The organism is Microbulbifer mixtoriginis (SeqCode), from assembly GCF_052467945.1.
In genome coordinates this window covers 4,347,991-4,367,206 of record NZ_CP174328.1, presented here as the reverse complement: position 1 = coordinate 4,367,206, position 19,216 = coordinate 4,347,991, and the positions used below count along the sequence as shown (strand labels likewise).

The following is a 19,216-nucleotide window of genomic DNA, read 5'->3' as shown; positions in this document are numbered from 1 at the left end:
TCCTTAAAGTTACTTGCGACTCTTTGCCAGCCATCTATCTAACTGATCGGCAAAAGCTTTGCGGTCGGCCTGGCTAAGGGCCGGTGGTCCGCCGGTATGCACACCGCTGGAGCGCAGGGTATCCATAAAGTCCCGCATATTAAGACGCGCGCGGATATTGGCTTTGGTATAGCGCTCCCCACGGGGATTAAGGGCTTCAGCACCCTTGTCGATCACCTCTGCTGCCAGGGGGATATCGCTGGTAATAATCAGATCCCCCGCCTCGCAGCGCTGCACTATCTCGTTATCCGCCACATCAAAACCCGCTGTCACTTGCACGGAGCGAATATAGCGCGACGGCGGCACCCGCACCGCTTGGTTGGCCACCAAAGTCAGTTCTGTGGCTGTGCGCTCAGCGGCGCGAAACAGGATTTCCTTGATGGCGACCGGGCAGGCGTCGGCATCGACCCAGAGTTTTGTCATGGCTATACAACCTTTTCGAGCGTATCGGGCGGTGCGCCCTCATCGCATTTCTTGCAATTGAGCTGGAATCCCAGCATGGACTCGCGCCCTTGTTCAGTGATCACCCAGGGCCGGTTGGTCCAGGGAGGATTGTGGCGTACATGTTGGAAGTGGCCACAGGCGAGCTCCGCCACCCAGTGATTCTCTTCATCCAGGTGGTAGCCGGCGATGGGTTGTTGCATGGGGTTACACAAGCAGGGAATAAGGCGCAGTTATAGCCAATCCCAAGGGCAAAGTATACGTATGGCCGGTGGTTCGCACTGGTACTGGGATGATTCGAGCCAAGACTGCTAGAATCTCCCGCTTTTCCGCGACGCGAAGATGCAGCCCCATCTATGACCCAGCTCAATCCCCGCCAATCCGAAGCCGTGAAGTATGTCGATGGCCCCTGCCTGGTACTGGCCGGTGCCGGCTCCGGCAAGACCAGCGTAATCACCCGCAAGATCGCCTACCTGATCGAGCAGTGTGGCTACGCCGCGCGCAATATCGCCGCCCTCACCTTCACCAACAAGGCGGCACGGGAGATGAAAGAGCGGGTCAGCAAGCTGCTGGCGGGCCCGGATGGCAAGCGCTCCAAAGCGAGTCACGGCCTCACCGTATCCACCTTTCACAACCTTGGGCTGAATATCCTGCGCAAGGAATACCGCGCCGCCGGCTTTAAGCCCGGTTTCTCCATCTTCGATGCGGAAGACGCCCGCGCCCTGATCAAGGAGCTGATGCTCAGGGATGGCGACCTGGATACAGACCTCTTGGATCGGGTACAGAACCAGATCTCCAATTGGAAGAACGATATGCTCACCCCGCGCCGTGCCCTGGAGCAAGCACAGAGCCCCGGTGAGCAGGCCATCGCTATCGCCTACGATCGCTACTGTGAAGCCCTCAAGGCCTACAATGCCGTCGACTTCGACGATCTGATCCTGCTGCCGGTACAGTTGTTCGACAAAGATCCAGAATTGCTGCAACGCTGGCGCAAGAAGATTCGCTACCTGCTGGTGGACGAATATCAGGACACCAACAACTCCCAGTACCTGCTGGTGAAGCTGCTGGTGGGCGGGCGCGGCGGCCTCACAGTGGTGGGAGACGATGACCAGTCTATCTACGCTTGGCGCGGCGCGCGCCCAGAGAATATGAGTGCGCTGAAGACCGACTTCCCCAACCTTCGCCTGATCAAACTAGAGCAGAACTACCGCTCCACCAGCCGCATCCTCAAAGTGGCCAACCACCTGATCGCCCACAATCCCCACGAATTCGACAAAGCATTGTGGTCCGATCGCGGTCTGGGTGAGGAGATCCGCGTACTCAAAGTGGCCAATGAAAGCGAGGAAGCGGAGCGGGTCGCCAACGAGATTTTTCTGCAAAAGAGCCGTCGCGGCTGCAAGTTTATGGATTTTGCCGTGCTCTATCGCGGCAACCACCAGGCGCGCCTGATCGAAATGAAATTGCAGGAACACCAGGTTCCCTACCAGATGTCCGGCGGTACTTCCTTCTTCGCCCGCGCTGAAATCAAGGACGTAATGGCCTACCTGCGCCTGTTGGTGAATCCGGATGATGACAACGCATTCCTGCGCATTATCAATACCCCGCGTCGCCAAATAGGTACCAGCAGCCTGGAAGCTCTGGGCAACTACGCCAAGGGCCGCGAGATCTCCATGTTCAAAGCCTGCTCGGAACTGGGCTTTAAGGAGCATATCAACGAGCAGGGCTACGAGCGCCTGAATCGCTTCGCCCTATGGCTCGAAGGGGTACAGCGCAACTGTCGCGATACCACCGCCAATGGCGCCTTGCGTGAAATGCTGGAAGATATCGACTACGCCGGCTGGCTCTCGCAAAACGCCAGCAGCGAGAAGGTCGCCGAGAAGCGCATGGAGAATGTGTTCTGGCTGTTGGAAAGCCTCAACAAGATTATGGAGGGCACCGACGATGAGCTGGAGCAGGATATCCGCCTGGAACAGGCCATCTCCAAACTGATTCTGCGGGATATGCTCGAGCGCCAGGAAGAAGAGGAAGCCACCGATAAGGTCAGCCTGATGACCCTACACGCCGCCAAGGGCCTGGAATTCCCCCACGTATTTATGATCGGTATGGAAGAGAACTTACTTCCCCACCGCAACAGTATTGAAGACGACAACATCGAAGAAGAGCGCCGCCTCACCTACGTGGGTATCACCCGCGCCCAGCGCACCCTCACCATGACTTTGGCTGGCAAGCGCAAACAGTTCGGCGAAACCCAGGACACCACACCCAGCCGCTTTATTGACGAATTGCCGGAAGAAGATGTGTTGTTGGAAGGATTTGGTAAAGCGACGCCGGAGCAGAATCAGGCGAAGGGAGAGGAAACTTTAGGGTCTTTGCTGAGTATGTTTGATTAATCTCTTTTTGATTAAATATTTTCAAATATTGCCGTACCAGCAAAAACAAATATCCAAAATAAAAAAGGCCGCTCAATAAGCGGCCTTTTTCCAATAGTGAAACAGCTTACTTACTGTTATCCACCATATAATCAACCGCAGCCTTCACTTCGTCATCGCTACAATCCATACACAGGCCCTTAGGCGGCATGGCATTGATACCATTGATGGCATTGGTGTAAAGAGTGTCCATGCCCTTGGCAATACGCGGTGCCCAGGCAGCGGCATCACCAAACTTAGGCGCGCCCGCTATACCGGCCGCGTGACAGGTAGTACAGCTCTTGTTGTAGATATCTTCACCACTGCGGGCGCCGCCACTGGCAGCTTCCGGGGCAGCCGCTACTGCCGCCGCACACTCCTCGCCCTTCATACAGGTCTCACCCGCCGGAGCGATACGCTGTTCAATTTCCTGGTCAACAGACTGGGCCACTGCCGCAGCCGCACTGACGGCCAGTGCCGCCACAATACCCAAAATGCTCTTCATGCTATTCCCCCAAAGGGCCGAAGTGAGTTGGCCCGTAGACTATCGATTTACTGCCGCAAACTTCCACGCCGCGCATTATAAGCACTGTGCCGCCCCCTGCCAAAGCCTGTGTAGAAGCGCCATAAGTCCTTTCACCCGCCCCCACCCTTCTGTATAATCCGCCTCCCATTGGCGCAGATAGCCAAAACCGCCCGTAGCTCAGCTGGATAGAGCGTCGCCCTCCGGAGGCGAAGGTCAGAGGTTCGAATCCTCTCGGGCGGGCCATATACAAAGAAGCCCGCATAAGCGGGCTTCTTTGTATATGGTTCGAACTCAGGTTCGACTCGGAGGCAGCAAAGCTGCCGTAGAGCAGCGAGCCCAAAGGGCGAAGCTCATCCTCTCGCACACTCCCCGCTTATGCGGGCTTTCTTGTATATGGCTCACTCCCAGGCTTCGTTCGAACTCAGGTTCGACTCGGAGGCAGCAAAGCTGCCGCAGAGCAGCGAGCCCAACGGGCGAAGCTAATCCTCCCGCACACCACCCGCATAAGCGGGCTTCCTTATATATGGCAAGCTCCCAGGCTTCGCTCGAACTCAGGTTCGACTCTAAGGCAGCAAAGCTGCCGTAGAGCAGCGAGCCCAAAGGGCGAAGCTCATCCTCACGCACACCACCCGCTTATGCGGGCTTCTTTGTATATGGCTCACTCTCGGGCTTCGTTCGAACTCAGGTTCGACTCGGAGTCAGCAAAGCTGCCGTAGAGCAGCGAGCCCAAGGGCAAAGCTAATCCTCACGCACACCACCCGCTTATGCGGGCTTCTTTTTTATATGTGGCTCACTCCCAGGCTTCGTTCGAACTCAGGTTCGACTCGGAGGCAGCAAAGCTGCCGCAGAGCAGCGAGCCCAAAGGGCCAAGCTAACCCTCTCTGATTACATCAACTTCAGACAAACTTTCTTAGATAGACAAATATCGGCTCTGACCATCCACAAAAGTCTATTAGCAGCCCTACCCCAACGGCACCCCCAAAGGCTCAATCACCACTTGCTCCCCAGCTTCTACACTGCCGCTATCCCGCGCTAAAACGATAAAGCAGTTAGCAACAGCCAGACCGGAAAGAATATGGCTCCCCTGGGTACCAACCGGTTCAACTACCAATACCCCATTTTCATCACTGCGATAAATACCCCGCTGGAAATCGGTACGGCCGGGCTTTTTCTTTAGGGGTTTTAACAGTTTTGCCTGTAAGGTCTGCGGGCCAGTCCACTGATCGCCTTTCATCACACTCAGGGCCGGCACGGCCAGCTGGTAGAAAGTAACCAAAGCGGAAACCGGATTGCCGGGTAAGCCAAAGAAAGGGGTTCCCTGCAGGAAACCAAAGGCAAAAGGTTTGCCTGGCTTCATCGCTACTTTCCAGAAGCCGATCTCTCCCAGCTCCTCCAACACTTCACGGGTGTAATCCGCTTCGCCAACGGAGACTCCACCGGAGGTAATAATGGCATCGGCCTCTTGGGAAGCGCGTTGTAAGGCATTGGTGATGGCCTGTTTGTTATCGGGCAAAATACCCAAATCCAAAATTTCCAGATCCAACTGATCGAGAGCAGCCAATAGAGCGATGCGGTTGCTATCGTAAATATCGCCCTTGCCCAGGGCTTCGCCGGGCTGGCGCAGTTCATCACCAGTGGAGAAAAGTGCGATTACTGGTTTGCGCACTACTGCCACTGTGCCAACACCGGCAGCGGCGAGCAGGGCGATATGGGGAACGCTAATACGCTCTCCGGCCTTAAGCAGGCTAGCTCCTTCGGCCACATCTTCACCGCAGCGGCGAATATGATCTCCAGGGCGAACTTCACCGTTTATACGTATCGACTCTTCCTGGGCATCGACATTTTCCTGCATCACCACCGTATCCGCACCGGCGGGCACTGCAGCTCCCGTCATAATACGCACGCAAGTGCCCGGGTTCACCACACCGTCAAAAGGTGCACCGGCAAAAGATTTGCCGATCAGCTCCAGCGGCAAGCCACTGGCCAAGTCTTCAAAGCGCAGGGCGTAACCGTCCATTGCTGAGTTATCGCAGGGGGGCAGGTTAACGGTGGAGATAACATCCTCAGCCAATACCCGACCGGAAGCTTGAGCCAGGGGTAATGTCTCGGTGCCACTGATTGGGCTCAGTGCTTCGAGAAGTTTTTCGCGGGCACTTTCTATGGGCATCAGACCCGGTTGGCTACAGCAGTCGATAGTGGGCATAGAGAATTTCTCTTACTTCAGTCCTTTGCGATTGGGGCAGAGTGATCAGTGGTTTCGATCCTGGAAATCAGGGCGCCTTTGATTGACCATCCACACAGCGGCTTCCACACGGGAGCGCATCCCCAATTTCTTCAATAAGTGTTTAACGTGCACCTTCACTGTTGCATCACTAATATCTAATTCGCGAGCAATTAATTTGTTACTCAGGCCATCGGCGATTAATTGCAGTATTTGGTATTCACGACTTGTGAGAGAGGAGAGGATATCCGCTCCGGAGTTATCCGGTTTGCGCAGTGCCGAGGCGAGAATTTCCGTGAGACGCTGGCTGATTGCAAGTTTGCCATGAGTAGCCAGAATGACTTGTTCAAGAATATCCTCGGGCTCCATATCCTTGAGCAGGTAGCCATCGGCACCGGCGCGGATACAAGACACCACGTCGGCATTATTATCAGAAACGGTGAGTATCACGATACGTGAGGAAACATCCGCAGCGCGCATTGCGCGCAGTGTATCCAGCCCATCCATACCGCGCATATTCAGGTCCAGCAGAATAAGGTCCGGCTCGTGTTGCTTGGCCAGCACCAACGCTTCCTCTCCACTACTGGCCTCGGCCACCAGCTCCAGGCCGGGCTCCATTGCAAATAATTGTTTAAGACCTTTGCGAAATAGCGGGTGGTCATCGACCATCATTACCGTAGCAGAAGAAATCATAGAGAGCCCCGCTTCAATTTGAAAATTGGTTTAAATCTGTACAGTGACTTTACCATAGCGTCCCACCTCGGCACTTACCCCCTAAGAGGTAGCTATTACTCAAGGGCAAAAGGGTTACTTCCTGTTGGTAATTGAGTAGGCTCAAACCCCGGCCCATAGTGGCTGTACGAATCATTTCGAGGAGGAGTGGCCGCCGTGTCTGACATCTACGAGTGGGCCCCGGAGGACAGCAAATTCTGGCAGTCCAAGGGCAAGAAAATCGCAAACCGGAATTTGTGGATATCCATTCCCAGTTTGCTGTGCGGCTTTGCCGTGTGGCTCTACTGGGGCATTATTACCGTTCAAATGCTGAACCTTGGCTTCCCCATTGCCAAAGCCGATCTGTTTACCCTAATGGCCATCGCCGGCCTCACCGGCGCTACCCTCCGAATACCCAGTAGTTTCTTTATTCGATTGTTCGGTGGGCGCAACACCATTGTATTTACCACAGCCCTGTTGATGATCCCCGCACTCGGCACCGGTATCGCCCTGCAGAGCAAGGAGACTCCACTGTGGGTATTCCAATTACTGGCGCTGTTGTCTGGCATCGGCGGTGGTAACTTTGCCTCTTCCATGTCCAATATCAGTTTCTTTTTTCCCAAGGAAAAGCAGGGGCTGGCGCTTGGCCTGAATGCAGGCCTGGGGAACTTCGGTGTCACCACCATGCAGATCCTGGTCCCGCTATTTATGACCTTCGGTGCCTTCGGCGCTGCTGGCGGCGACCCCATGATTCTGGTGAGCAGCTCTGGCTCACTGATAGGCAAGATACCGGCCGGCTCTGAAGCGTGGATTCAAAATGCCGGTTTCGTATGGTTGCTGTTCCTGATTCCGCTGGCCTTTGTGGGCTGGTTCGGCATGAACAATCTGCGCACCGACGAAGTCACCCCGGATGTGGGCAGCTCGCTCGGTGCCATGATGAAGATGACCATGATGTTGGGAATCGGCCTCTTCACCGCAATCACAGGCCTGTGGCTGTTGCTTCCCGAAGCGGCCAATGGTTCAGGCTGGGGTGTGCCCAAGGAAATTGTGCTGGTGCTGGTAATCACTGCCACCGTGTTCGGTTTGAAACTGCTGCCCGGTGAGATCAGAACTAGCCTGCAACGCCAATACCGTATCTTCAACAACAAGCACACCTGGGTAATGAGTGTGATTTACACCATGACCTTCGGCAGCTTTATCGGTTTCGCGGCAGCCTTCCCCCTGGCTATCAAAGTGATCTTCGGGTACAGCCACGTGATGGTGGACGGGGTTATGACTCACGATACCATCAACAACAATGGCCCCAGCGCCCTGATGTACGCCTGGATGGGTCCGTTTATCGGCGCCCTGATTCGCCCGGTAGGTGGTTGGATCTCCGACCGTATCGGCGGAGCCCTGGTTACCCAAATCTGTGCTGCAATCATGGTGGCTAGTGCCCTAGGTGTGGCCTATTACATGAAGGCCGCCTACGGCTCAGCCACGCCGGAAGAGTTCTTCCTGCCCTTCTTCCTGCTATTCCTGGTGCTGTTCGCCGCTACCGGTATTGGCAATGGCTCTACCTTCCGCACCATCGCCATGGTGTTCCCGAAAGAGCAGGCGGGTCCGGTATTGGGATGGACCTCAGCAGTTGCCGCCTACGGCGCCTTCTATATTCCCAAGGTCTTCGGCGAGCAGATCAAAGCCACCACTCCGGAATACGCCCTGGCAGGCATTGCCATCTTCTACGCGGTTTGCCTGGTGGTTAACTACTGGTTCTACCTGCGTAAAAACGGGGAATTCTATAACCCTTAATTCAGTTTCACTCACGGGATACCGTTGCTTCGGGGAGGTTTTCACCTCCCCTTTTTTATGATGCACTGGTGGAGAAGCGATACCTTTTTCCACAGCCATTTCGAACCTCCATATTCCGCAGAAGTTTTCAGTACAAGATTATTCAAAGAGAAATAAGAGGCTTACAAACCGGCAAGACTACCGGCCTTAAACTGGGCAAAGTAGGTAGTGCCTTCACGCAGTTCTAGGCGCTCGCAGGAGAGACGGGAAATATCTGCGTAGAATACCTGATCAGCAGCGGCTAACTGTAAACGAATGCGGCCATCGGTAAGCTTCTGCTTAGCAACTAAAGTTACCGGCAGGCAATTGAGAATACTGGACAGGCCCGGCTTCTCTACACTGAGGCTGATATCTCCAGCTTCCAACAGAAAAGCGGCGGTATCGCCTTTGCGATAATGGCCTGTCACCCTATCTGCAAAGATGGAAATCCCCCCTAAATCCAAAGTGAGCAAACCATCGCTTAGGGCTTCCACTCGCGCTTCAATCCGGCTGCGACAGCTATCCCCTACGCCGTAGCTATCCAGGCGCTGGGCAACTTCAGGTAAAGGAAGTGGCGCGGACAAATTGGAAGAATCCATCCACAAACAGCGCTGGGCCAGCAGCTGGACTTCATCAAAGTCGTGACTAGTCCAGATTACCAGCGCCGGATATCGGGCCCAAAAATCCCGAAGGGTCGGCAATAGGCGTCGCAGTACCTGGGCACGGTCAACCGCTGATAGTGGCTCATCAAATAATTGCAGCTGCGCGTTATTAAAAAGCTGGCGTAATACAGCCACTCGCTGGGCCTCTCCACCAGACAATAGCTCTACCGGCTGATGAAGCAGCGCTTCAATACCAAAAGCCTTTAACAGCCGACCACACTCTTCCTCGGGCAGTGGCCTGCGGCTGTAACGGCAGGCCAGTGCCAGGTTATCTGCCACTGACTGGCCGGCAAACAGGCGGCTGTCCTGAAAGCCCAAAGAAAGCGTTCTTTTATGGGTAGCCAGGGCGCGGCGTCCGCGCTGCCAAACCGTATTGGCAAAAGTGATATTGCCACGGCAGTATCGCTGGCCAGCCAAAGCAGCCAGTAATGTGCTCTTGCCGCTGCCGGAAGGACCGGTAAGGCCAAAAACTCCAGAGGCAGGCAGCTCTAATTGCCAGGGAGTCGCAGCGTTAAGTGAGGTCACCAGCCCAGCAACGCTCAGTCCGCTGGAATCAGAGGTGGTAGATGCAGTACCGAATAGGGGTAAGGTGATTTCCATTAGCCCAGCACCCCCATTACCGGTTTAGCGCGCTCACTATTTAATCCACGCGGGGCCAGACTATGTCCCACCCAACGGGCAGCGAGTAGCAGTACCGTAGTAATCCCCATCAACATCAAAGCCAGCCGGTGCGCCGCACCGTATTCCATCGCCTCCACATGTTGATAAAGAGCGATAGAAACCACCTGGGTCTCACCGGGAATAGCGCCACCAATCATCAGCACTACCCCGAACTCACCCAGGGTATGGGCAAACGTTAAAGCGCAGGCACTCACAATAGCGGCGCGACTCGCCGGCAAAAGAACTTTTAATAGTGCCGCCCAGGGCGGTATACCCAGTGCTGCGGCAGCCTGGGTCAGGCGCTGGCCATTGGCATTAAACGCGGCCAACAGAGGTTGCACCATAAACGGCAGGGAATAAACCACTGACGCAAACACCAGGCCGGTAAAGGAAAACACCAAGGGGCCATCAAAAATGTGTGACAACCACTGCCCGGGCTCATAGTTAGGGGAAAATAAAAGCAGTAAATAAAAACCCAACACCGTGGGTGGCAGTACCAACGGCAGGGTAATTAATACCTCTATGCCATGGCGCCAGCGGCTCTGCCATTGGCTCAATTTCCAGGCCAAGGGCACGCCGATAATAAACAGGAGTAAGGTGGTTAAGCCGGCCAATTTTAAAGTTAACCACAGGGCCTGCCAGTCGGCAGCAGCGATATTCATAAGCCGCTCCCTCCATCTCTACTTCGATCTTGAGTCGGCAAAACACCGTAGCCCAAGTGCTGTAGTTGCACCTGCACTTCCGCTGAACGCAAATAGTCAGCGAGGGACTGTGCCTCTTTAGGCCGGCGGCTCTGGGTGGGAATCAGCAGCTGCTGTTCAATGGGTTTGTACAAATGCTGCGGCAGCAACCAGTAGTTATCGCGGCCGGCTGCTTGCATCTGGCTGGCGGCGACAAAGCCCAGCCGGGCATTGCCGGAATCCAGCATTAAATAGGCTTGGCCTGCATTGTGGACCCGGGCCAATTGAGTTTGTTTTTTCTTCCACAAATCCAGGCTTTGCAGCGCTTGCCGGGCGGCACTGCCGAAGGGTGCTACTTTCGGATCGGCTAATACAATTTTATCGGGCCAGGTTTGCAGTAGCTTTTCGATATTCGATTCCGATTTTGGGTGCCAGAGAGCCAGTAAACCCAGAGCGTAAGTCTGGCGACTGCTACCCAGTGCCCCACCCTGCTTTTCCAACAGTTCGGGGCGCTCTCGATCGGCGGACAGGAATAAATCGAAGGGCGCGCGGTGCGCTATTTGTTGGTAGAGCACCCCGGAGCTGCCACTGCTGATTTGCACCACACAGGCATGGCGACGCTCAAATTCCGGCAGCACTTCTTCCAGTGCCGGGCGGAAGCTGGCCGCTACCGCCACCCGCAAGGTGCAGTTATCCGCATTAACCGGTAGCGCGATGGCCACCAGTAAAGCGGATAGCAGCAGGCTCAGCCGGCGGACCACTTTTCCATCTCCGCAGCATCACTGGCCCGAGCTTCGACCCAGCGCTCTGAAGACTTACCGGACTCATCCACAACCGCTTCGCGCTTCCAGAAAGGCGCCTCAGTTTTGAGGCGATCCATAATGTATTGGCAGGCGGCAAAGGCAGCCTGGCGGTGGGGGCTGGTAACGCCGACAAAAACAATCTCGTCGTTGATCTGCATGGGGCCAACCCGGTGGACGATAGTCACACGACCCAGGGACCAGCGATCGCGGGCATCATTGATAATCCGTTGCAGGCTTTTTTCGGTCATGCCCGGATAGTGTTCCAGGGCCAGGCCGCAGACATCACTACCGGCATTGAAGTCCCGCACCGAACCCACAAACAGGGCGCAGGCACCATCACCACTGTTGCCTTGCAGCGCAGTATATTCAGCCGCTACGTCGAGGGGCGTTTCACAGACTTCGATACGATCAACGGCTGTCATATTAGCACCACTAACCGCCGGTAACCGGTGGGAAAAATGCAACTTCATCCCCAGCCTTCACCTGGGCTCCGGTTTCTGCCAGCTCCTGATTCAGGGCTATACGAATGTCATCCCTTTGCAGGTGCGGGCTCCAATCCGGGTGCTGTTCACATAGGGTTTTGCGCAACTCGCTGAGACTGCCGGAAAAGTCCTCCAGGGTAGTCTCGCCCATGCCCAATTGCTGGCGCAGACGCGCGAAAAACAGAACCTTTACCATCGCTTTACACCTCTGAAATTTTTACGCCTTGTCCGCAGCATCGCCGCGCCAGTGGCCGCGCTTACCGCCGGTTTTTTGCAGCAGGCGGGTCGGGCCGATTTCCATCGCCGGGTCCACGGCTTTGCACATATCGTAAATGGTCAGCGCCGCTACCGAAGCTGCGGTTAACGCTTCCATCTCTACCCCAGTGCGCCCGGCCAGGCGGCAGAGAGCGGTGATATGCACACTGTGTTTTTCCGGCTGCAATTCGAAATCCACCGCTACTTTGGTCAACGCCAGTGGATGGCACAGGGGAATTAAATCCGAGGTTTTCTTGGCGGCCTGGATGCCGGCGATACGAGCTACAGAGAGCACATCGCCTTTTTTGTGCGCCCCTTGGCTCAGCAGTGCAAAAGCCTCTGCACTCATACTGATGCTGCTCTCGGCCAGGGCGCTGCGGTCAGTGATGTCCTTCTCGGTAACATCCACCATGCTGGCTTCGCCGCGCTGGTTTAAATGGGTTAATTGGCTCACAAATTACCCCCGGCTCTCGCAGGGCGCGCTGGCAAAGCGCACATGGGGGATAAAGTTACAGGGCTTGTGGCGGGCATCCAGCTGCTCCAGCAATATGCCTTCCCAAGCCGTGCGGCAGGCTCCGGTGGAGCCGGGCATACAACATACCAGTGTGCGGTTTGCCAAGCCCGCGAGCGCCCGGGATTGCACGGTGGAGCTGCCGATATCCCCCAGGGAAATATGGCGGAACAGCTCGCCGAAGCCGTCGACGGTTTTATCGAACAGCGGGCTCAGGGCCTCCGGCGTGGAGTCGCGATCGGTAAAACCAGTACCACCGGTCACCAATACCACCTGCACTTTCGGGTCGGCAATCCAAGCGGAGACCACCGCGCGCATCTGGTAAACATCGTCCGGGGTAATGCGCTTATCCGCCAGCTGATGGCCGGCAGTTTTGAGGGCTTCCACCAGGTACTGGCCAGAGGTATCAGTCTGCTCGTTGCGGGTATCGGATACGGTAAGTACCGCGATATTGAGCGGTACAAATTCTTTGCTAGCGTGTGCGGACATAATCAGTGGTCTCTCAAAAAACTGTTTTCTGGAGTTTTATCCGGCGTACTCAAGCCGAGATAATCTGCCGGCGTATTGATATTGCGATGCCAATCGCCGGCACTTTTTATGGGTATGGATTTGGCCCCCAGGTGACGCAGCAGTGCGCCGACAGAATTGCGCGCACTGCCTTCGACGGCACGGCGCAAATAATCCAGGCAATCGCCATTTAAAGGCAGCCACAGGGGAAAAAAGAAGTTTTCAAAATAACAGGGCCGGCCACTTGTCTGCCCTTCAGCCAATAACTCTGCGAGGTGCTTCCGCCCGAGTAGAGGCATATCTACCGGGATCACCAGGGCCGCATCAGCACCGGTTGCCAGGGCTACCGAATATAGGCCGCCCAGTGGACCCCGCTCCGGCACCAGGTCTTCAATCGCTCCGGGGCGGGCGCCGCTGGTGACGACTTTTGCCAGCGGAAGCTCACTCAACAATGCCTCGGCATGCTGCAAAAAATTGCCCTGTTGGGGGTGGGCCAGCAGGGCCTTGTCGCGGCCCATCCGGCTGGAGCGGCCGCCGGCCAGCACCACGCCGATTGTCGATTTACTAACAAGAGCCCTGGCCATAACCCTAGCCCCCCAGCATCGCCAGGTTGCGGGTAGCGCCGGTAAAACCTTCGTGCAGCTGGTGGCCTGCGGTCTTATCCACAATCAACTCGCGGATATGGGCCGCCAGCGCCTCGCTGTCGCCATCGGCGATGATTTCGCGCATATCAAAGCCCTGGTCGGCGAACAGGCATAGGTGCAACTTGCCCTGGGCCGATACCCGCAGGCGATTGCAGCTTGCACAGAAGTCTTTGCCGTAAGGGGTAATTAGGCCGATACGGCCGGCGTAATCCGGGTGGAAATACTCCCGCGCCGGGCCGGCATCGCGGGTGCGGATCACCTGCTCCCAGCCTTCCCGCAGCAGCAGGGTTTCTATATCGTCACCGGAGACATGGTTACTGGCGAAGAACTCGCGGTTATCGCCGGTGCGCATCAATTCAATAAAGCGCAGGGTCACCGGAGTCTCGCGAACCCAGGCGAGGAAGTTATCCAGCTCGGCCAGGTTGTACTGGCGCATCAGCACCGCGTTGACCTTGGTATCGATACCCAGGGCTAGGGCGCGATCCAGGCCTGCGAGGGCTTTATCCAGGCGGTTGTGGCCGGTGATATGGTGGAATTGAGCCGGGTCGAGGCTGTCGATACTGACATTCACCTGATCCAAGCCCGCGCGGTGCCAGTCGTCAATCTGACTGGGCAGGCGGTAACCGTTGGTGGTGATGGCTAAGCGGCGAATCTTATCGCTAGCACGCACGGCTTCGAGCAGCGGCACCAGGTCTTTGCGCAGGGAGGGCTCTCCGCCGGTAAGGCGTACCTTTTCCGTACCCAGTGAAGCGAAAGCGCGCACTAATGTGCCCACCTCAGCGACTGAGAGAGGATTTTCCCCTTCCAGGGAACGTCCGCAACCGATGCCCTCAGGCAGGCAATAGTTGCAGCGGTAGTTGCAGATGTCCGTCACGGACAGGCGCAGGTAGTAAAACCTACGGCCAAAATTGTCTTGTAACATTAAACGCCTTTCCAATGTCGGGAGGCCGCGCAGTTTCCCGCTAGACCCTGGTGGCCGGTACGGCCACGGTCCCGGCACCTTGCAACGTCAATAAAAAACGGCGCTGTTTAGGTAGCGGGACTCGGTGTTTAAACTGATGTCAGTGTATCAAGCTGGTTAATTTATGCTTGGGGCAAAGGTGGTACTCCCTAGGTACTCACAGTGATGCCAACCGGTAAGGGAAATAACATCACAAAGTGGAAATTCAGTAGGCAGAATGGCTAAAAACCGAAAAATTCCCCTACAGAAATTAGTCGGTTTTTATAAGTAAAACCCCGGCCAGAGCCGGGGCCTCGCTATGGAGCGGCTTTATTTAATTAGAAATTGGCGGTAACCATTAACCAGAACTTGTCGGTATCCACGTTGTGATCGTCAGCCTGGTAAGAGGCGTATTTCACCAGTGCAGAAATATCCTCTGTCAGCTTGCGGCCGTAGCTGATATTCCACTCATGGCCATAATTTGCGGAACCTTCATTCGCATCAAAATTGTGATAGGCCATATTCAACTTGCCACCCACAAGTTTCATAGCACCGCTGATATACATATCTTCAATGCCTTCACCTGGAGTCACCAAGAACTGGTCGGTGAAACCTTGGAATTTATGCAGGGTAGCCAGCGGCGTTTTGAACCCAACGCCATTATCAGAACCCAGTACTTCATAACCGAGTTTTGCGGTTACCGGGCCCAGGTCTGCGCCAACTTCCGCCAGATAGTAGTCGGCATTGTAGTCGAAGGGGTTGTCCCCGGTATCGTCCTGGCGCGCGTAGCTTAGATTAGCTTTTACAGGGCCAAAACTTCCTTTGTAATCCACCCCATAGGTGCGGCTGGAATTATTCACGAAATTTTCTAAATCCAGGCTGTAAACAAAACCGCTGACTTTATGGTTTTCGGCCACCGGGTAGCTGGCATGGAGTAGCTGGATATTGCCTTCAAATTCGGCGCCGGCGCTATCTTCACCAAAAACCCGGTTTACGTTGTACACGTAGCTGTAGTCCAGCTGAAGGCTGTCGGCGCTGCCATACTGATAGCGTATGCCGTCGTAAGTCTGCTCGTTCTGCCTCCAGCCAACACCGCCAACAAAGCGCTGGCCATCGAGGTTAATACGCTGGCGACCAGCAGTAATTATGGAATTTTCTCCGTTATAACGGATATAGGCCTGGTTAACCTCTGTGCCATCTGGATCGGCCACTATCGGGTAATTAGTTTTACCATTGACGGTGGAGTTGTAATTGTCGTTACCGACTGCAGTAACATCGTCCATCTCAAGAAAACCGCTGAAGCCGCGATAGCTGCCACTGCGCCAGTTGAGGCGGGTTCTCAGAGTGGACGCGAGTGCATCCCCATTAATACCATCCTGGTCATAATCTTCCTGGTCGACGATCTCCACGCGATAACGCAGATTCAACCCGACTTCACCGGATTTAAGCGCGTCGACAAGAGTGGCATTTTCACCATCCTGCGCAGCGGCCTGCAATGCAACTGTGCTGCAGGCCCCCAACAGTAAAGCACCGAAAATTTTGGGAAATCTGGAAATGGTCATTACGCTTTTCCTTTGCAACAACGGAGTGACAGTGACAAATTACAATTTTTCAGACGTGGTTGAAACCACAGTTTTTCTCGGTAGAAAAAATAAATACTTCCTACCCTTTACACACACATAATTCCATTTTGGTAGTGGGCGCTACCTATCCGGCAAAGCCGCAGAGTTGCTCGCATCCTCATGCAAAAAATTATTTTGCCTGGCGAAGGCCAAACGCTGTTGATATTGCTCCCTCTGGATTGCCAGGTACATTACCAACATACAAACTGCCAGTACGCCGTACAGCAACATAAACGCTGCACTGTGAATACCCACTAAATCCTGTGCGATACCAAACAGCACAGGCAGAGTAAAACCACCCAGCGCACCGATTGTGGCTACAGTGCCACCGACACTACCCATATGTGCCGGAAAATTATCGTGTAACGCCTTGTAAACTGAAGCGCGACCAAACCCCTGGGCAATACCAATCACCAGCAACAGCAGGGTAAACAACTCAATGCCCACCTCGATATTTAGATGCACATCCCGTTCCACCCCGTGAATCGTCATACTGGTTGGGGGGTAACTGAGAAAAAACAGGCATACCAAGCAGGTCCAGAAAACACTCCAATTCACCGTGCGCGCACCATAGCGATCTGCAAACCAGCCACCCAACGCACGCAGCGAACTGGACAGGGCCACAAACAGCAGGGTCAGCGCCATCGCCACCTGGGTACTGACTTCGTACACCGCCAGGTAGTAATTCGGCAGCCACAGTAAAAGTGCGAGAAAGCTGCCGAAGACAAAATAATAATAGAGCCCATAACGCCACACCTTGATCTGCATCAGTGGCCTTAGATGGTGATGAATTTTTGCCTTGTTGCGACTGCGCATATAGCGGGTTTCTTCAGGTGCACAAAATTCGAATAACACCACCATAAGCAAAATACCAACCGCATAAATCGGCCCAATCCATTCTCGCCCCAGCCAATTCTGGATCGCTGGCGCCAGGGCCAGGGTAATCGCCGCCCCGGCATTGCCTGCACCAAAAATGCCCATCGCGGTGCCCTGCTGCCTCCTTTCGAACCACGGAGTGATATATCGAATACCCAACACAAAGGAGACCCCGGAAATCCCCAACCACAAACCGGCCAGTAGATGCTCACCGTAACTCTCGATAAACGGCAAGAGTAAAAGCACCGGCAGCAGCAATAGCATTTGCAGGAGGATAAGTTTTTTTGCCGAGAAATATTCCACCAACAAGCCGGCGGGAAAACGCAGTAACGCACCGCTCAGAATCGGCGCGGCCAGTAAGATGCCGTACTCTGTGGCTGAGAGGTCTAGCTGCCCGCGGACTTCCACTCCAAGCACCGCATAGAGTGTCCACACGGAAAAGTTCGCAGCAAACATGGCCGAAGCAAATATCAGCACACGCCCGGCGAGTTGCTGGGTATATTGCACCGCGGGCTTCTCCTATTTTTTCAGTTTTCGGGAAGGTTATTTGGTCACCACATCGGCTGCCCGATCAATACGCACCGGCTGCGCCGCCACGAACGGATTAAAAACAGCAGTATTGGTAAAGGCCACCTGCCAGCAAGATGCATAAAAACTTCGGTAATCACAATTACTCCCAAAAACTCTCCGCTCACAAGCCGATTTTTTATGGCTACTCAACAAGGGGTAAACCTTATTTAATAGGCAGCAGCTCCCCTTAAATGGCACTACCCCAAATGGGCTAGCACCAAGCTCCAAAGCCTTTATTCAGTACCCAACTACCCCCTTTGTGTACTTTCCCTATAGCGCTGCTCAAATACTATCGGCCATGACCCTATCCACCTCTAAGTTGCTGTGAAGCCGGAGAAAATAGTCATGAGTCAATCCAGCGGCCTCAATTTATTGAATTGGGGCGATCCCAAAATAAAGACGCTGCACGTTACCTGGTTTGCGTTTTTCCTGACTTTCGTGGTGTGGTTCTCCCACGCTCCGCTGATGGTCTTTATCAAGGAAGCGTTTGACCTCACCAGCCAGCAGGTAAAAGCCCTGTTAATCCTCAATGTGGCACTCACCATCCCCGCCCGAATCATTATCGGTATGCTGGTGGATAAATTGGGGCCGCGCCTGGTGTACAGCGGTCTGCTGATGACCTCATCTTTAATCTGTTTAGGCTTCGCCACCGCAGACAGTTATGAGTCCCTGGCCCTGTTCCGCTTCCTGCTGGGATTTGTGGGTGCCGGCTTTGTCATTGGTATCCGCATGGTGGGTGAATGGTTCCCAGCCAAACAAGTTGGCCTGGCAGAAGGTGTTTACGGCGGCTGGGGGAATTTCGGTTCTGCTGCCGGTGCCATGACCCTGCCCACCATCGCCCTGCTGTTCGGCGGTGAAGACGGCTGGCGCTATGCCCTGGGCCTCACCGGCATCATCGCCGGCCTGTACGGCATCATCTACTACCGCGTTGCCCGCAACACTCCTAAAGGTTCCACTTACTTCAAACCGAAGAAGAGCGGCGGCCTGGAAGTGACCAGCAAGCGGGATTTCTACTTCTACCTGCTGATGAATGTGCCCATGTACCTGGCACTGGCAGCGCTGGCTTACAAACTGTCTCCCAGCGGCGTAGCCCTGCTGAGCCAGAATGCCACCTACGCAATGTGGGGACTGCTGGTAGTACTGTTCGCTTTCCAGACCCGCATGATCTGGAATGTAAACAAAGACCACCTGCGCGAAGGTGTGCCCGAGCTGGAGAAATACAACTTCAAGCAGGTAGCCATCCTCGACCTGGCCTACTTCGTCACCTTCGGCTCAGAGCTGGCCGTGGTTTCTATGCTGCCCCTGTTCTTCCTGGAAACCTTTGAAGGATTGAGCCCGGTGAAGGCCGGGCTGCTCGCCTCTGGCTTCGCCTTTATGAACCTGGTGGCTCGCCCAACTGGTGGATACTTCTCTGACAAACTGGGACGCCGCCGCAGCCTGATGTTCCTGATCGGCGGCCTGGCAGTGGGTTACTTTGTACTGAGCCAGATCAACGGCGGCTGGTGGATTCCCGCTGCGGTAGTTGCCACCATGTGCTGCTCTTTCTTCGTGCAAGCCGGTGAGGGTGCCGTATTCGCCGTCGTACCCCTGGTGAAGCGTCGCATGACCGGGCAGATCGCCGGTATGGCCGGAGCCTACGGCAACGTGGGTGCGGTTACTTTCCTTACCGCCCTGTCTTATGTCAGCTACAGCCAGTTCTTCCTGATTATCTGCGGCGCAGCAGCGGTGATCTTCTTCGCCTGCCTGTTCCTGGAAGAGCCCAAAGGCAATATCGCCGAAGTGCTACCGGATGGCACAGTGCAGCTGATCAGCGTGGAGTGATCCGGAAAGGGTGATCTTAAAGCAGTTA

19 protein-coding genes, 1 tRNA gene and 1 riboswitch are annotated in these 19,216 nt (G+C 55.0%); of the genes, 4 read left to right on the top strand and 16 right to left on the bottom strand.

What is annotated here, in order from left to right:
- Positions 1-9 precede the first annotated feature (9 nt).
- Both ACJJIJ_RS19045 and ACJJIJ_RS19040 read right to left on the bottom strand, forming a co-directional pair.
- On the bottom strand, positions 10-462 hold the full coding sequence (locus tag ACJJIJ_RS19045) for a YaiI/YqxD family protein (protein WP_152450565.1): 453 nt from the start codon (positions 460-462) through the stop codon (positions 10-12).
- Positions 463-464: 2 nt separating this feature from the next.
- Entirely contained in the window at positions 465-683 is a 219-nt protein-coding gene (locus ACJJIJ_RS19040) for a DUF3565 domain-containing protein (protein WP_252084134.1), read from the bottom strand.
- Between the two features lie 153 nt (positions 684-836).
- Between ACJJIJ_RS19040 and rep the strand changes: the two genes are divergently transcribed.
- Positions 837-2,870, top strand: coding sequence for a DNA helicase Rep (gene rep / locus ACJJIJ_RS19035; RefSeq protein WP_444938170.1), 2,034 nt, complete (start codon positions 837-839; stop codon positions 2,868-2,870).
- 106 nt (positions 2,871-2,976) lie between these two features.
- On the opposite strand, the gene ACJJIJ_RS19030 is transcribed toward rep, so the two are convergent.
- A complete protein-coding gene (locus ACJJIJ_RS19030; RefSeq protein WP_252084131.1) occupies positions 2,977-3,393 on the bottom strand; it encodes a c-type cytochrome in 417 nt (138 codons plus the stop codon).
- 187 nt (positions 3,394-3,580) lie between these two features.
- Here ACJJIJ_RS19030 and ACJJIJ_RS19025 point away from each other — a divergent pair.
- Positions 3,581-3,657, top strand: a tRNA-Arg gene (locus ACJJIJ_RS19025).
- Positions 3,658-4,375: 718 nt separating this feature from the next.
- Here the strand turns inward: ACJJIJ_RS19025 and moeA are convergent.
- Both moeA and narL read right to left on the bottom strand, forming a co-directional pair.
- A complete protein-coding gene (moeA, locus tag ACJJIJ_RS19020) occupies positions 4,376-5,617 on the bottom strand; it encodes a molybdopterin molybdotransferase MoeA (protein ID WP_444938169.1) in 1,242 nt (413 codons plus the stop codon).
- A 45-nt stretch (positions 5,618-5,662) separates the two neighbouring features.
- On the bottom strand, positions 5,663-6,328 hold the full coding sequence (narL, locus tag ACJJIJ_RS19015; protein WP_252084129.1) for a two-component system response regulator NarL: 666 nt from the start codon (positions 6,326-6,328) through the stop codon (positions 5,663-5,665).
- Between the two features lie 195 nt (positions 6,329-6,523).
- Here narL and ACJJIJ_RS19010 point away from each other — a divergent pair, with 195 nt between their 5' ends.
- Entirely contained in the window at positions 6,524-8,137 is a 1,614-nt protein-coding gene (locus ACJJIJ_RS19010) for an MFS transporter (RefSeq protein ID WP_444883397.1), read from the top strand.
- Positions 8,138-8,298: 161 nt separating this feature from the next.
- On the opposite strand, the gene ACJJIJ_RS19005 is transcribed toward ACJJIJ_RS19010, so the two are convergent.
- The 11 genes from ACJJIJ_RS19005 to ACJJIJ_RS18955 form a co-directional block, all read right to left on the bottom strand.
- Positions 8,299-9,417, bottom strand: a complete 1,119-nt coding sequence (locus tag ACJJIJ_RS19005; RefSeq protein ID WP_444938168.1) for an ATP-binding cassette domain-containing protein — start codon at positions 9,415-9,417, stop codon at positions 8,299-8,301.
- Entirely contained in the window at positions 9,417-10,139 is a 723-nt protein-coding gene (gene modB, locus ACJJIJ_RS19000; RefSeq protein ID WP_444938167.1) for a molybdate ABC transporter permease subunit, read from the bottom strand. The genes ACJJIJ_RS19005 and modB overlap by 1 nt, the downstream gene beginning before the upstream one ends.
- Positions 10,136-10,918 (bottom strand): molybdate ABC transporter substrate-binding protein, encoded by a 783-nt coding sequence (gene modA, locus ACJJIJ_RS18995; RefSeq protein ID WP_444938166.1) that lies wholly within the window; start codon positions 10,916-10,918, stop codon positions 10,136-10,138. The genes modB and modA overlap by 4 nt, the downstream gene beginning before the upstream one ends.
- Positions 10,903-11,382 carry a molybdopterin synthase catalytic subunit MoaE gene (gene moaE, locus ACJJIJ_RS18990; protein ID WP_444938165.1) on the bottom strand — a complete coding sequence of 160 codons (480 nt, stop codon included), beginning with the start codon at positions 11,380-11,382 and terminating at the stop codon, positions 10,903-10,905. Before moaE ends, modA begins: the two co-directional genes overlap by 16 nt.
- A gap of 10 nt (positions 11,383-11,392) precedes the next feature.
- Positions 11,393-11,638 carry a molybdopterin converting factor subunit 1 gene (gene moaD, locus ACJJIJ_RS18985; protein ID WP_444938164.1) on the bottom strand — a complete coding sequence of 82 codons (246 nt, stop codon included), beginning with the start codon at positions 11,636-11,638 and terminating at the stop codon, positions 11,393-11,395.
- A 21-nt stretch (positions 11,639-11,659) separates the two neighbouring features.
- The gene (gene moaC / locus ACJJIJ_RS18980; RefSeq protein ID WP_444938163.1) at positions 11,660-12,151 is read right to left on the bottom strand and encodes a cyclic pyranopterin monophosphate synthase MoaC; all 492 of its coding nucleotides are present in this window, start codon (positions 12,149-12,151) and stop codon (positions 11,660-11,662) included.
- Positions 12,152-12,154: 3 nt separating this feature from the next.
- Positions 12,155-12,697, bottom strand: coding sequence for a molybdenum cofactor biosynthesis protein B (gene moaB / locus ACJJIJ_RS18975; RefSeq protein WP_444938162.1), 543 nt, complete (start codon positions 12,695-12,697; stop codon positions 12,155-12,157).
- Between the two features lie 2 nt (positions 12,698-12,699).
- A complete protein-coding gene (mobA, locus tag ACJJIJ_RS18970) occupies positions 12,700-13,299 on the bottom strand; it encodes a molybdenum cofactor guanylyltransferase (protein ID WP_444938161.1) in 600 nt (199 codons plus the stop codon).
- A 4-nt stretch (positions 13,300-13,303) separates the two neighbouring features.
- A complete protein-coding gene (gene moaA / locus ACJJIJ_RS18965) occupies positions 13,304-14,281 on the bottom strand; it encodes a GTP 3',8-cyclase MoaA (RefSeq protein WP_444938160.1) in 978 nt (325 codons plus the stop codon).
- Positions 14,270-14,420, bottom strand: a riboswitch (molybdenum cofactor riboswitch). Its footprint overlaps the gene before it by 12 nt.
- A 217-nt stretch (positions 14,421-14,637) precedes the next feature.
- Positions 14,638-15,861, bottom strand: coding sequence for an alginate export family protein (locus ACJJIJ_RS18960; RefSeq protein WP_444938159.1), 1,224 nt, complete (start codon positions 15,859-15,861; stop codon positions 14,638-14,640).
- Between the two features lie 141 nt (positions 15,862-16,002).
- Positions 16,003-17,304 (bottom strand): MFS transporter, encoded by a 1,302-nt coding sequence (locus ACJJIJ_RS18955; RefSeq protein WP_444938158.1) that lies wholly within the window; start codon positions 17,302-17,304, stop codon positions 16,003-16,005.
- A gap of 408 nt (positions 17,305-17,712) precedes the next feature.
- On the opposite strand from ACJJIJ_RS18955, the gene ACJJIJ_RS18950 reads away from it, so the two are divergent.
- Positions 17,713-19,188, top strand: a complete 1,476-nt coding sequence (locus ACJJIJ_RS18950; protein ID WP_444938157.1) for a NarK family nitrate/nitrite MFS transporter — start codon at positions 17,713-17,715, stop codon at positions 19,186-19,188.
- Positions 19,189-19,216: the final 28 nt, after the last annotated feature.